The sequence below is a fragment of the Dolichospermum sp. LEGE 00240 genome, from assembly GCF_015207875.1.
Lineage (GTDB): Bacteria > Cyanobacteriota > Cyanobacteriia > Cyanobacteriales > Nostocaceae > Dolichospermum > Dolichospermum gracile.
Map to the genome: position 1 here is coordinate 15,956 of NZ_JADEVZ010000042.1, position 12,886 is coordinate 28,841.

The following is a 12,886-nucleotide window of genomic DNA, read 5'->3' on the forward strand; positions in this document are numbered from 1 at the left end:
GATCGCCCACAATAGATAATAAATCCCTAACCTTTCACAGGTGTACCGCAGGGATAAGTAGCAACTTTTTCCTGACTACTCTCACTCACAGGCTTGTCTTTAGCCGCTAGATAATCTTTTTGCAAAGTATCTAATAAAGCTTCTCGTTCATCAAACAATCGCTTCAGGGGACGAGGTGAACATTGATTCAAGACATAAGCCGTCACCAAAGGTAAAGCGATCGTACTATCGGTATAACAAACAATGGCGCTCGGTAACTCATCTGGGTCAATCTTACCCCAACTCACAGCTTCTGCGGGAGTCGCACCCGACAAACCACCAGTATCAGGACGGGCATCAGTAAACTGGACAAAGAAATCATGTCCCCGTTCTTCCAATCCTAACACCTCGTGAAGTTGCGGTTGTGTTTGTAATAAAAAGTTCTTGGGACTACCACCACCAATAATTACCGCCGCACTTGTACCATCGTTTTCTCGCGCTCCATAAACGATCGCTGCTGTTTCATTGACATCAATGGACGGATCTATTACCAGCTTTGAACCTTCTAAAGCCAAAGCAGCCACATTCATCCCAATGGAACTATCTCCAGGAGAAGAAGTATAAATAGGTACGCCACATTCATAAGCCGTCGCCAATAAGCAGGAATTTTTGACACCCAATTGCTTTTCGATTTCCCAGACGCACTTACCCAGTAAATGATGAAATTCAGCCGTTCCCATGGGTTTTTGGAAAGGTTCAGCTTGGAGAACTTTGCGAATAAAAGCGTCCGTTTCTAGCAGTACGTCGTAACCAAAAATAATGTCATAAATTCTGATTGTTCCTTCTTCTCGCAATTTGACATCATCTAAAAAGGGACTACCCGCAAATAGTTCAAAACCCAAACCATAGTGCATATCATGGTAAAGATTCGCACCTGTGCAAATCATCCAGTCAATAAAACCATTGCGAATGAGAGGCGCAAGGGCGGAAACTCCAAAACCTGCCGGTGTCATCGCCCCAGATAGGCTTACTCCTACGGTGACACCCTCTTGAAACACTTCCTTAGTTAGCAGTTGACAGGCTTCCCGCAACCGGGCTGAGTTGTAAGCGGTAAAATAGGTATCAATCAAGTCAACCACGCTAACATTGTTAGACATGGGGATAGGTGCAATTTTTTTACCTGGCTTTTGTGACATTTTTGAGAAATCCTGAATAGTAAATATGCCGAATACAATGTTATCGTATTCAAATGTAGGGAAGTTGCTAAAATGTTATGCAGCTATATAAATTAGCGGCAATGCTGAAGATAATACTTCGGAAGTCATCCAATTTTCTATTTCTATTTGAGCAAATCCAAAGGTATATCTCAACCAATATTTGCTATTATTAAACATAACTAACTTGTTATTAATTATGGCACAAGCGTTAGTGAGTCTCTCTGAAGGAATCGCATCCGAACCTGCACCATTGGAATTTACCACTGATGGTGTGATTAGGATAGGTAAAACTCGTGTAACACTCGATACGGTAATTGCTGTTTTTAAACAAGGAACAACAGCAGAAGAAATTGCTTATCGTTATCCATCCCTTAAACTTGCTGATATTTATGCTACCATTGCCTTCTATCTCAATCATCAACAAGAAGTGGAAGTGTATTTACAGCAAAGACAGCAACAAGCACAGGAAATTCGTAAAATAAATGAGGCCAGATTTGATTCCCAAGGGTTGCGTGATAGATTGTTGGTGCGGAAAGCAGAACGGGAAGTATGTTGAAACTGCTGGCTGATGAGAATTTTGATAATACTATTGTGAGGGGATTGTTGCGACGTAACCCAAATATTGATATTGTCACGCAATTAATTACCTGTTAACTTAAGTGTGGTGGTTGAAATGTACGTAAATATTAAACATTATAATTCTAATGAAGGGTCTTCTGGAGAAATAACTGAAAAAAACCTATCTGAAATATTGCATATTCTCAATTCAGAAAAATATATGCAGAGAGTATCCGCATCACAAGAACTTGATGATTCCGATCTAAAAGAAATACGGAGTGAACTCGATAATGAAGCTGAGGAAAAATTCTTGCAGGGTGAGATCAGTTCGTTCTTTAAGCTTATGTACAATGGAAACTGCCATTGCCTAACCCGCAAAATGCAAGAGAAGGGAGGATGGACAATAGTTTTTGGTTATACTTTTGAAAAAAAGAATTTAGCTGAATCTTCAATAGTATTAATATCACATTCTATCACTAGAGATGAATTCGGTAAATTAGTGGAATTAACTCCTTTCTTTCCTCCTGATTTATATCACTTCATTGGGCATGAAATTGGTAAATCTGGTATTGACTTAATAGCTTGTAGATAAACACTTATGAATCAATTTCACGGTTAATTTTTGAATTTTTAAAGCGATTACTAGGTTGCGCTATCTCTGTTCTTTCGGTAATGTAAGGGATACGAGACGCGATCGCTCTTTTTGGTTTACAATAAGATTATCCCAGAGGATTAACTCGGAAACCGATGCCAACCCTCACAGATATTTCTACTTTTTATTAAGATCACAGCTAACATAATTTATGTGATTTCTGGTCTATCATAACTAATGAATTTGTCGAAGCAGAAAAATTATACTTCATGTTCTTAGTCTTAACAGTTATTTATCAACAGGATTTATGAAAAGCGACACACCAGAAGAATTACATCCAGATTCAGCAGATCAAGAGATTTCCCGGTTAATTGATGAGGTAATATCAACATCCCAAACTGATGAAAAATACCGTCAGAAAATGCAGCGACGGAAAGAAGTCCAAGATCAACGTATAGCCAAAGCCATACCGGAAAAAGGCTTAATTATTGTTAATACTGGTCATGGAAAGGGTAAAACTACAGCGGCTTTGGGAATGGTGTTGCGATCGCTCGGACATGGATATAAAGTAGCTATAGTGCAGTTTATCAAAGGCGCATGGGAACCAGCAGAAAAACGCGCTTTTAGCCATTGGGAAAACCAACTGGAATTTCATGCAATGGGAGAAGGCTTTACATGGGAAACTCAAGATCGTGATCGTGATCTGGATAAAGCTGCTGCTGCTTGGGAAAAATCCCTAGAATTTATCAACAACCCAGACTTTAAATTAGTTCTCCTTGATGAAATTAATATTGCTCTGAAACTGGGTTATTTACAGGTTGAAGAAGTCCTAGCAGGTTTAGCTCAAAAACCAGCAGACAAGCACGTAATTCTCACGGGAAGAGGCGCACCACCCGCATTAATTGAAAAAGCCGATTTAGTCACTGAAATGACATTAGTTAAGCATCCTTTCAAGGATCAAGGCGTGAAAGCACAAGCCGGAATTGAGTATTAATTCAAATTAGTCATTGATCATTGGTTATTGGTCATTAAGAGGGTGTTTGAAAAGTCTAATTTATTACTTGCAAGGGCGACTAGAAGTCGCGGAACCACACAGACGAAACCCACCTATTCCTTCGGTCGCGTAAGGGATACGTGGGTTCAAAAGTCTTGATTTTTCCTTAGTCCACGCAGGTGGACTTTGTTTGTGTAGTAGCGATTTCTAATCGCCGGAAACTTTTCAAACATCCTCTAAATTATTTCTCCCTGCTTTATAGCATTTCCTAATTATATCGAGTATATTTATAGCCTCCTCCTCGCTTGCGGGGGTTCAGGGTGGGGTTCTTGTACCTGACTAAAAAATGCTATATCCCAAGGACAATTATTTACGTCCACCTACTTATTTAAAACCATCGCTTTCTTGTTGACACATCTGCAAAATTTCCCTATCATTAGAACTTACAGAACTCAACTGATGATAGTCTTGTAAAGTTACTGAATAAGGATAAGTTGTGAACTCATTTTCATTAACTTTAGGGATTGTACTAGCTGTAGCAACCTCTATTGCACCAACTTCACCGGGAGAACTTTTCACCGTCATTGCTAATTCTCCTGACTTAGCCAAAGTTCCTTGAAAACAACTAAATTCAGAGTGAGGAAAATACAAAGCACCAATAATTTTACCTTGTTGTTTTTGAAAGAGAATGTAACCTTGTCCTAATTCATTTGGTGTGGATGATTGTCCATAAAGATAAGTCCCATCTTGTTCGGGAAATTGGACTTGTCCTTTTCTCCCCAATTCTCTCGTATTTGTAGATAATGCTGTGATATTTTCTGTTAACTTATCAGTAGATATCTGATTAGAAATATTCACTGGTGATTTTTGCATAGCTTCCTCTTTAATCACAGCAGGATCAAAGTTAATCTGTCTTTGATTTATGGGTACTACATAATTAGTAGTTAAGGCTGTTGATGAGAGGAGTTTGTAATGTTGTTGACTAGAATAACTAATACCCAAAATACCAGCCGAAACAATTAGTCCAAGAATGGGAAATTTAAATTGGCTAGAAGTCATTAATTTGGAAATATGATTAAGCATCGGATTTCTCCTGTAATAAAGTTAACTATTGTTGTTTCCTGGATTTTTGCCATAATAACTGAATACTCATTACTGACGATTCCCTCAAAAGTTTTATCTATATATTTAATTTTAAATTCAGCAAAAACTTACTATTTATGTAAATTTGGGGAATAATCTCAGATTATCATTAGTTAATAAATTTATCCATCACTTCATAAAATCCTCCACCGGAGGGATGTAAAATCGAGATTGAAAATTCTCAGCCTGTTTCCATGTTTAATTCTTGTATTGATCTGCCAGTAGATACAACTTCCCATCTACAGATTTCGCAAAATAAATCAGAAATTTGCAGAACCTTTTCTATTTCTTCAAAAAAATCGCCCCCTGTTTTCAACTCAGGAGGCGCATCACCAAGAGGGATGTTTTGAAATACGCTGTTGCGTGTCCACATTTCTAGCTGGCAACGTATTCTTTGACATTAGCTCGACGGCGACGTAAATGTGCAAGAGCTTGATGCTCTAATTGACGGACTCGTTCCCGACTGAGGTTCAACCGTTCACCAACTTTCGCCAAGGACATTTCATTTCCATCTTCTAAACCAAAGCGTAAGGCGACAACTTGACGCTGTTGGGGTGTGAGTTCTGCAAGTAAATTATTCAAGTCTTGACGTAGAAACTCTTGAGTAGTGTAATACTCAGGGGAAGGACCGTCATCTTCCAACATTTCTTGTAATTCGGTATCTTGGTTTTCACCGACGCGCACATCTAAAGAGACTGGTTGACGCGCCATATTCAGATATTCACGAATCTGAGCCGGTTCTAACTCCAGTTCTTTGGCGATTTCTGTGGGTGAGGGTGATCTTCCTAGCTTTTGCGCTAACTCCCGTTGAACTTTTTTAATTTTGTTCAATTTTTCGGTAATATGGATTGGGAGGCGAATGGTTCGACCTTGTTGAGCGATCGCTCTGGTAATTGCCTGACGAATCCACCAATAAGCATAGGTTGAGAACTTATAACCCCGCATAGGATCAAATTTCTCCACACCCCGTTCTAATCCCAAAGTACCTTCCTGGATTAAATCCAGAAATTCCATATTTCGCTTTTGATATTTTTTCGCAATAGCTACAACCAAGCGTAAATTAGCCTCAATCATTTTTTGCTTGGCTCGCTTACCTTGTACCATCAGATGATTTATTTCTGTTTCTGATTGATTAACACGGGCAGCCCATTCTGATAAACTAGGTTCATGATCAATTTCCTTGCTCAAAGCTTCTTTAGCTTCTAGCAGTATCATCATTTGCTGTACTTGTTTACCGTAGATAATCTCTTGTTCACGGCTTAACAAAGGTACACGACCAATTTCTCGCAGATAGGTTCTGACCATATCAGCGGTAAATTTGGCATTGACATTCTCTGTATGATTTTTGACTGTAGGCATTGGTGCTTGTATCCTCTACTCCTTAAACATAATCAATATTTTTTTAACAAAGGCAATTCGTAAGCTTATAATATACACCACTGGATATGAAAAGCTACCATCAGGCATGATTGATATTGATCCAACCTTTATGAAGATGTTGTTAGTCTAAAAATATGTCTCCTTACCCTCTCGATAATTTTAATTTTGGAGTTTTAGCGGAAATACATTGGATTGGTGGCTAGAATTCTTTTGTTTAAGTTATCTAGTAGTGGTTTTGAAAACGGAGTCAGTATGAGTTTACTTTGATTTTATGTTACGACAAACAGAGTCAATAGTAAAGTTCCCAGATGATAAATATCTCAGTAATCAAGCCAAAAAGCTGATAACTATTTTTTTTAACCTCCAAAAACTGTGTTCGCATATCCATAGTGACGCGAAAACCCCTCTAAAGTTGCTTTTGATTAGCCGGATAACCGAACTTGAGCTATTTGGGTAATTGGTAATTGGTAATGGGTAATGGGGATTCTAACTTCTTTCTTCTCCCTGAACTCTTGACTCCTGACTCCTGACTCCTACTAAAATCCTAAATCTGCTTTTGCTAGTTCAGCAGCAGTGAATACTTCCTCATCTGTTTTTTCTTCCCAAGCGATCGCCCCAATTTCGGAATAAAAGGTAGAATCATAGGGACGAGTCCGCACGACTACTGGCATAGGAACAGCATGACCCAAAATTAAAGCTTGTTGTTTAGAGTCCAACTTAGCTAAGACTGAGCGTAAACCACCCGCACCAGATACACCTGTAAAAATAGCATCAATATCTTTTTCATCATTCAGCAAAGCGGTGATTCGAGTCCCAATCTGAGACATAACTTCATTATCTATCCCTGATGGACGTTGATCAACTACCAAAAGTGTGACAAAATATTTCCGTAGTTCCCTCGCAATAGTCCCAAAAATTGTACTTTGTACCACCGCTGGGTCAAGAAAACGGTGTGCTTCTTCTATTGTAATCATTAATGGTGTGGGCCGATCCAAAGGATTTTTACTTTGGAGAAATTTATCAGCTTTTTTCACATAATGCTCATGTATTCGTCTGGTAATCATATTCGTCACCAACATATATGAGAGCATATTGGACTGGGAACCAAATTCGATAACTACGTTTTTTCCAGCTTCTAAAGATTGGACGATATTTTTAATATAATTTTGCGGACAAGCACTTCGCATATACTTTAAACTATCTAAGCGAAAAAGTTTCCGTTGTAATGCCATAATTGAGCCTTTGTGTCCGCGTTTTTCGTCACAAAACATCTCAATATCTTCATTACTCATATTGAGTAATTGAATAATCCAAGATTTACCCAACTCTGTAAAGAGGATATTGGCATTATCTAAAGCCGCTTCTGAAAGTCCTAAATCACGATTACATAGTTTAATATCTTCAACTTCCACCTGTTCATAGCTCAGATAAAGTTCTTGTGCATCTCGTACACCTCGCCGTTTAGTTGAATCTGGATCAAGTGTGTAAACTTCAACTTGTCCGGGAAACAGTTGTTTTAAACCCTTAACAGTATTAACGTTCTTTCCTTCGGCGACTGCTTCCCAACCATATTCTGAGTGCATATCAAAAATCAAGTTAACAGCCGCATTTTTACGAATCACCCCGGCTAAAATTAACCGTGTCAGGAAAGATTTCCCAGTCCCCGATTTACCAAAAATCCCATTACTCCGTTCCACAAAGCGGTTTAAATCAATGCAAATCGGCACATCCATATCTAAGGGTTTACCGATAGAAAAGTTGTTGCGTTGAGGGTCATCTTCCCAGCCAAACACCTTGCGGAAGTCCTCTTCATTGGCTTCGTAAACTTGGCTAAAGTGACTAGGAATAGTTTTCACAGGTAATAATTCCATCGTCGTACTGGTTTGGGGTTGAAAGGATGCTAAACCAGTGGACGATGGGATAAAAGAATTAGAGGATTTACCATTATGAGAAAAGCCAGATTCTGGAGATTCAGGGGTAAACATCAACATCGGTGCTAGGTTGATCATCCCATAAGTACCGCTACCTGCTAATACTTCGCGCAAAAAACTATCTTCCCAATTGGGAGGACTAGCTGTAATGCGGTCATTCGCCATACCCAAGGATACATCTGTTAGCATACAGAAAAAGCGCGATCGCATCCCTTGTACCACGAGAAATTTACCTACCCGCATATCTTCGACAGAAATATCTGGGTGTAATCTGACCTCCAAACCCCCAGTCAGAGAACCTTCAATAACAGAACCTAATGGTAATCCCAAATTCATTTTTGTTTGTTGTCAGTTGTCAGTTGTTATAGCAGGGAACAGGGAACAGGGAACAGGGAACAGGAAATATTGATATTTTTCTTGCCTCTTGCCTCTTGCCTCTTGCCTCTTGCCTGTTGCCTAATCAATTTGAATACTTGTGGGTGAATTTCCTACGGGTGGTGTGATTCCTGGTAATGGTTTTCTAAATTGAGAGTAGATGCGATCGCGCCAAGCGAAAAATGCTTCATAATCAGGATTATTGGCTATACTCGACAACCCTTTCCCTCTAAGAGATACCGGTAAATCCAAATAAGCACCTTCGGGGAACTTCAAAAGCATGGATAAACTAGCAACCGTTAAATCAGCTAAAGTTGGTTCATCACCCGTTAAATAAGGACTACCCACCAATAATTGGGTAATAATATCCAAATCTTGTTTTAAGCTAGTAACAGCCGCATTTACCACATCTGGGGTGAAACCGACACCAAAACCCAGCACCGAGAGAAAATCACCAGGAACACCTTCCACAACACTTCTGAGAATATCTGGAGTAGAAACTGGTAACAACGACTTACGAAAACTCTGATCTTGACTAATAGCTGCAAATAGAGCCTTTCTCCCTTTAACACCGATAGATTCATCAGCCCAATCTTCCAATAATAAAGTCAAAGCCCGTTTTTTGGGATCAGTCGGTATCAGAGGATTATCTGGGTATTCTGAATCTAAATATTTAGCGATTTCTGTAGAATCAGCAATATATCTATTGCCATCTTTTAACACTGGAACTTGCTTTTGTCCAGTTAACCGAAATAATTCTAACTGGCCAATTCCTGGTGCGACTTCGATTTTGCGATACTCCAGCCCTTTATAATCTAGGAGTAAACGAACTTTTTCGGAAAATTGAGATAGTTCCCACTGATATAGCTCTAGCATATTGTATATTCTGCAACTTGTTTAGTTGTTAATTTCATAATTGTATCTTCAATTCTGAGGATTTTCCTGTGAATTTATCATTTTCTGGGTGGAGTTGTTGCCCATCAAATTGAAAATTACTCGATTTTGTGGGGGTATTAACCCCAGTTATTCATTCACAAATCGCACAGAATTCATTCTAAATTCTCAATTCCGACTCCTGAATTCTGTTCGATAAATATTCCTAGACCTGACCACCAATTTCTAAATTCTTTGATCACCTTACCTCAATTTTTGCGAAAAATTTTGTTCCTGAGTCAAGAACCTTTTTAGTTGGCAAAATGCCATAAATCTTGGTATAACTTGTATGCAATCAATACAAACAAAATTTATGAACGCTAATTACAGCAAATTATTGCCCAAAATCACTGCAATCATGGGATTAATGAGTATCGGTCTTTTGACTACCATTCCATCTCCAGCGCAAGCACAACGGAGGGGCGGTATGAATCCCAGACCAAGTATTTTCAATGAACCACCTTACAATCGCCGTAACAAGCCCAGTGAAACCGCACCGGTTAGCGAACCTACCCAACCAGCTACAGAAGCTCCCACTGCACCGGTTAGCGAACCTACGCAGTCAACATTAGTGACTTTGCTTGAGAAAAATGGATCTTTTAAAACTCTCGCTAAAGCTGTAGAAGCCGCAGGACTTACAAAAACCTTACAAGGAAAAGGTCCTTTTACCATTTTTGCTCCTACAGACGCAGCATTCGCAAAACTACCAGCGGACGCATTAAAGGATTTATTGAAGCCAGAAAATAAGGAAGTATTGGTCAAGATTTTAACCTATCATGTAGTCCCTGGTAAGGTACTCTCCACTGACTTAAAATCTGGGGAAGTAAAAAGCGTAGAAGGGGGTATTATTAATGTTAAAGTTGACCCGGCTACAGGTGTAACTGTCAATGATGCCAAGGTAACTCAGGCAGATATCCAAGGTAGTAACGGTGTTGTTCATGCAATTGATGACGTAATTCTGCCTCCTGATTTATAAATTTTTGAGATTTGAGTGATCAAAATTCGCAAATTAAAATCCCCGAACCATGAAAAATCGGGGATTTTATTATAGTCAGACGGCTGAGAGGTTGTCTGAAAAGTTTTAGGTTGTGATTTTAGGCATTTACAGATCCCCCATACCCCTTAACAAGATCTCGCGCGTATTGTATTCCTAACATCACCTCCCTATCGGGTAGGTGAGAGGCTTCTAAATAGGTAAACCGAAAAATTTAAAGGTATGTGAAGAAAAGTAAAATCGCCCAAAACTCTCTTCCTGTTCCCAGTTAAGAGTTCCCTGTTCCCTTGCCCCAACAACAATTTTTAACGCCAACCTACTTACTGTTTAGGTTAACGAGCCTTAGCAGTAGCCTTAGCTTCAGGTTGCTTTGCTTCTTGAACTAACTGCATCATCAACTGTTCCAGTTTTTGTGCTGTCTGTTCTTCTTGGTGTAAATTTTGCTCTAACAACTGGACAATTTGGTTTTGTCCCATTTGCTCGGCAACTTTAATTAAGCCACGATAACAAGCAATTTCCAATTGTTCAATTTTACAATGCCATTCTGCTAGTCCTACGTCTAAAATTTTGGGATTATCCGCAGCTAGAAGTGTGAATTTTTGACATTCACTAATTAAACCAGTCGCAAGATCACAAGTAATTCGTTGTGGTTGCTCTCCTAAAATATTTAACACCTGTTTCAAGTTTTCAATGTGCTGTTCAGTTTCTTGAATATGTGGCTCAATCACTGCTTTCAATTTACTGTTTTGACAACATTGCCACATCATTTGCTGGGCTTCTAAAAAGCGATTTTCAGCATCGGACATCGTGTTAATTTCATAGATAAACTTCTGTTGTAAGCCAGTGATTTTCTTTGTGCCTGGGCGATCGCTAACTAAAACCATGATCATTCTCCTAATGGTAATTTCGCTGTCTTTCACAGTCGTTCCATTAACCCTACGTCTATTCCGATCTATTCTCTTCTTTCTTAAGACATAGTATAGGTATGAAGTTTTACGGTTATTTAAGTAACAATATCATACCAAAGTCTGAACTATGATTTGTGTCATCTCTTTGATTGAGATGATTAATGGGTTTATTGTCGCCAAAATCATCCAAATTATCAGAATCACAAGAATCGTAGTTGAGATTGCCCCAATTACGTTAAAGTAAAGATAAATTAAGAAATTGCTGTCAAATAAATGGCTGCTCCAAGTTTAGAAGTAATTGCGACTCAGTTAGAAAGTCCAAATTTGCGCGATCGCATGGTAGCTCTTGCTAGTTTGCGTCATATATCTGCCGATGATGCAGTCCCTTTAATTAAAAAGGTTCTAGATGATGAATCCCTGCAACTGCGCTCAATGGCAATCTTCGCTCTCGGAATCAAAAAAACCCCAGAGTGCTATTCTATTCTGGTGAAAATTTTAGAAACAGACCCAGATTATGGCATCCGCGCTGATGCTGCCGGTGCATTAGGATATCTAGAAGATAATAGAGCCTTAGAAGTGCTATCACGGGCATTTTATGAAGATACAGACTGGTTAGTGCGATTTAGTGCTGCCGTATCTTTAGGTAATATCAAAGACCCTCGCGCCCATGATATTCTCATCCAAGCCTTAAATAGCGAAGAAATAGTCATCCAACAAGCAGCTATTTCCGCTTTAGGCGAAATCCGCGATGTCAATTCTGTCACCCATATTCTCCGTTTTGCCCAATCAGAGGATTGGTTAGTGCGACAACGACTAGCTGAGGCTTTAGGCAATTTACCGACTCCCAAAAGTGTCTCCGCTTTAAAATATCTAGAAAAAGATAGTCATAAAAACGTTGCTGAAGCAGCCAGGATTTCTCTACAAAGACTTGAGGAAACCAACAACCTGAGTTAACTGAGTTCGGTGTTAGGAGTTTCTCCTTCGGAGACGCTACGCGAACGGAGTTTGGAGTTATGATTTTTTCAAAGAGATCGTAAGGGTTTGAGAATTATACTTGGGGCGAGTTTTCCAACAATTCTCTTATGTCGAACTCAGGTTGAGTTGAACTTAAAGTTGCTTCCTAGTTTTTAATAATAGAAGGCATTGTTAAAATTGTGATGCAGGACAACTTTATTTATGAACATTGAAGGATTTTTTGAATTAAGTGCTGGAAAATGGTTTTCCCATCGCACCAGTCACCACTTAGCGTTTAAACAATCAGAAGACGGCAAATCAGACATTGTAATTGAAATGTTAGCCGCTGATCATCCAGAAGTAATTAAACTGTGTGAACAGTATGAAATTGCGCCAAATAAAGCTTCCTGTGGGGCGCGAGTTACCTGGAATGGCACAATGGAATGGGACGAAGAAAAACATCAGGGTTCGACTGTTTTAGCCACAGTCCCCAATACAGATAACCCAGATGAAGGTAAATTACTTCGGGAAATGGGTTATGCCGAAAAAGCCCCCGTTGCTGGTAGCTATAAAATCGGTGATGATGGGGCTTTAACTCTAATTACTGAGTATGAAACCATGTGGTCTGAAGAAAGGCTATGGTTTGCCAGTCCTAATTTACGGATGCGGGTAAGTGTGCTAAAGCGGTTTGGTGGCTTTAGCATGGCTTCCTTCACTTCTGAAATCCGTATGGGTAGCACAGATGCTTCTAAAAAGGCTACTGAAGCCGCTAATTCACAAAAATCCTAGACTACAATATTGGGGTTGGTAATAGGTAATTAGTCATTGGTCATTGGTCATTGGTAATTAGTCATTAGTCATTGGTAATAGGTAATTAGTCATTGGTCATTGGTCATTGGTAATTACCTCTTGCCTCTTGATCACATTT

Annotated in this window: 12 protein-coding genes; 6 read left to right on the plus strand and 6 right to left on the minus strand. The window is 39.3% G+C overall.

Going from position 1 to position 12,886, the window contains the following annotated elements:
- Nucleotides 1-26: 26 nt before the first annotated feature.
- Nucleotides 27-1,175: a deoxyhypusine synthase gene (gene speY / locus IQ226_RS14755; RefSeq protein ID WP_193896528.1), complete on the minus strand. Its 1,149-nt coding sequence runs from the start codon at nucleotides 1,173-1,175 to the stop codon at nucleotides 27-29.
- A 217-nt stretch (nucleotides 1,176-1,392) separates the two neighbouring features.
- Here speY and IQ226_RS14760 point away from each other — a divergent pair, with 217 nt between their 5' ends.
- From IQ226_RS14760 to cobO, 3 genes are all read left to right on the plus strand, one after another.
- The gene (locus tag IQ226_RS14760; protein WP_053540287.1) at nucleotides 1,393-1,752 is read left to right on the plus strand and encodes a DUF433 domain-containing protein; all 360 of its coding nucleotides are present in this window, start codon (nucleotides 1,393-1,395) and stop codon (nucleotides 1,750-1,752) included.
- Between the two features lie 117 nt (nucleotides 1,753-1,869).
- Nucleotides 1,870-2,346 (plus strand): hypothetical protein, encoded by a 477-nt coding sequence (locus IQ226_RS14765; protein WP_193896530.1) that lies wholly within the window; start codon nucleotides 1,870-1,872, stop codon nucleotides 2,344-2,346.
- A 307-nt stretch (nucleotides 2,347-2,653) separates the two neighbouring features.
- Nucleotides 2,654-3,340, plus strand: a complete 687-nt coding sequence (gene cobO / locus IQ226_RS14770) for a cob(I)yrinic acid a,c-diamide adenosyltransferase (RefSeq protein ID WP_193896532.1) — start codon at nucleotides 2,654-2,656, stop codon at nucleotides 3,338-3,340.
- 384 nt (nucleotides 3,341-3,724) lie between these two features.
- Here the strand turns inward: cobO and IQ226_RS14775 are convergent, their stop codons facing one another.
- From IQ226_RS14775 to IQ226_RS14790, 4 genes are all read right to left on the minus strand, one after another.
- Nucleotides 3,725-4,423: a hypothetical protein gene (locus IQ226_RS14775; RefSeq protein ID WP_193896534.1), complete on the minus strand. Its 699-nt coding sequence runs from the start codon at nucleotides 4,421-4,423 to the stop codon at nucleotides 3,725-3,727.
- Between the two features lie 435 nt (nucleotides 4,424-4,858).
- The gene (locus tag IQ226_RS14780; RefSeq protein ID WP_193896536.1) at nucleotides 4,859-5,842 is read right to left on the minus strand and encodes an RNA polymerase sigma factor, RpoD/SigA family; all 984 of its coding nucleotides are present in this window, start codon (nucleotides 5,840-5,842) and stop codon (nucleotides 4,859-4,861) included.
- A 557-nt stretch (nucleotides 5,843-6,399) separates the two neighbouring features.
- Nucleotides 6,400-8,130: an ATP-binding protein gene (locus IQ226_RS14785; protein WP_193896538.1), complete on the minus strand. Its 1,731-nt coding sequence runs from the start codon at nucleotides 8,128-8,130 to the stop codon at nucleotides 6,400-6,402.
- A 120-nt stretch (nucleotides 8,131-8,250) separates the two neighbouring features.
- Nucleotides 8,251-9,045: a glutathione S-transferase family protein gene (locus IQ226_RS14790; RefSeq protein ID WP_193896540.1), complete on the minus strand. Its 795-nt coding sequence runs from the start codon at nucleotides 9,043-9,045 to the stop codon at nucleotides 8,251-8,253.
- Nucleotides 9,046-9,415: 370 nt separating this feature from the next.
- Here IQ226_RS14790 and IQ226_RS14795 point away from each other — a divergent pair, with 370 nt between their 5' ends.
- The gene (locus IQ226_RS14795; protein ID WP_193896542.1) at nucleotides 9,416-10,078 is read left to right on the plus strand and encodes a fasciclin domain-containing protein; all 663 of its coding nucleotides are present in this window, start codon (nucleotides 9,416-9,418) and stop codon (nucleotides 10,076-10,078) included.
- A 350-nt stretch (nucleotides 10,079-10,428) separates the two neighbouring features.
- Here the strand turns inward: IQ226_RS14795 and IQ226_RS14800 are convergent, their stop codons facing one another.
- On the minus strand, nucleotides 10,429-10,980 hold the full coding sequence (locus IQ226_RS14800; RefSeq protein ID WP_193896572.1) for a ferritin-like domain-containing protein: 552 nt from the start codon (nucleotides 10,978-10,980) through the stop codon (nucleotides 10,429-10,431).
- Nucleotides 10,981-11,277: 297 nt separating this feature from the next.
- On the opposite strand from IQ226_RS14800, the gene IQ226_RS14805 reads away from it, so the two are divergent.
- Together IQ226_RS14805 and IQ226_RS14810 are read left to right on the plus strand one after the other, a co-directional pair.
- Complete coding sequence (locus IQ226_RS14805; RefSeq protein WP_193896544.1) at nucleotides 11,278-11,958, plus strand: HEAT repeat domain-containing protein; 681 nt, start codon at nucleotides 11,278-11,280, stop codon at nucleotides 11,956-11,958.
- 222 nt (nucleotides 11,959-12,180) lie between these two features.
- Entirely contained in the window at nucleotides 12,181-12,747 is a 567-nt protein-coding gene (locus IQ226_RS14810) for a phycobiliprotein lyase (RefSeq protein ID WP_193896546.1), read from the plus strand.
- Nucleotides 12,748-12,886 lie beyond the last annotated feature (139 nt).

Coding starts and splice junctions, on each gene's coding strand:
- IQ226_RS14765 (WP_193896530.1), top strand. CDS start 1,870: ATGTACGTAAATATTAAACATTATAATTCTAATGAAGGGTCTTCTGGA.
- IQ226_RS14800 (WP_193896572.1), bottom strand. CDS start 10,980: ATGGTTTTAGTTAGCGATCGCCCAGGCACAAAGAAAATCACTGGCTTA.
- IQ226_RS14790 (WP_193896540.1), bottom strand. CDS start 9,045: ATGCTAGAGCTATATCAGTGGGAACTATCTCAATTTTCCGAAAAAGTT.
- IQ226_RS14785 (WP_193896538.1), bottom strand. CDS start 8,130: ATGAATTTGGGATTACCATTAGGTTCTGTTATTGAAGGTTCTCTGACT.
- IQ226_RS14795 (WP_193896542.1), top strand. CDS start 9,416: ATGAACGCTAATTACAGCAAATTATTGCCCAAAATCACTGCAATCATG.
- cobO (WP_193896532.1), top strand. CDS start 2,654: ATGAAAAGCGACACACCAGAAGAATTACATCCAGATTCAGCAGATCAA.
- IQ226_RS14780 (WP_193896536.1), bottom strand. CDS start 5,842: ATGCCTACAGTCAAAAATCATACAGAGAATGTCAATGCCAAATTTACC.
- IQ226_RS14775 (WP_193896534.1), bottom strand. CDS start 4,423: ATGCTTAATCATATTTCCAAATTAATGACTTCTAGCCAATTTAAATTT.
- IQ226_RS14760 (WP_053540287.1), top strand. CDS start 1,393: ATGGCACAAGCGTTAGTGAGTCTCTCTGAAGGAATCGCATCCGAACCT.
- IQ226_RS14805 (WP_193896544.1), top strand. CDS start 11,278: ATGGCTGCTCCAAGTTTAGAAGTAATTGCGACTCAGTTAGAAAGTCCA.
- IQ226_RS14810 (WP_193896546.1), top strand. CDS start 12,181: ATGAACATTGAAGGATTTTTTGAATTAAGTGCTGGAAAATGGTTTTCC.
- speY (WP_193896528.1), bottom strand. CDS start 1,175: ATGTCACAAAAGCCAGGTAAAAAAATTGCACCTATCCCCATGTCTAAC.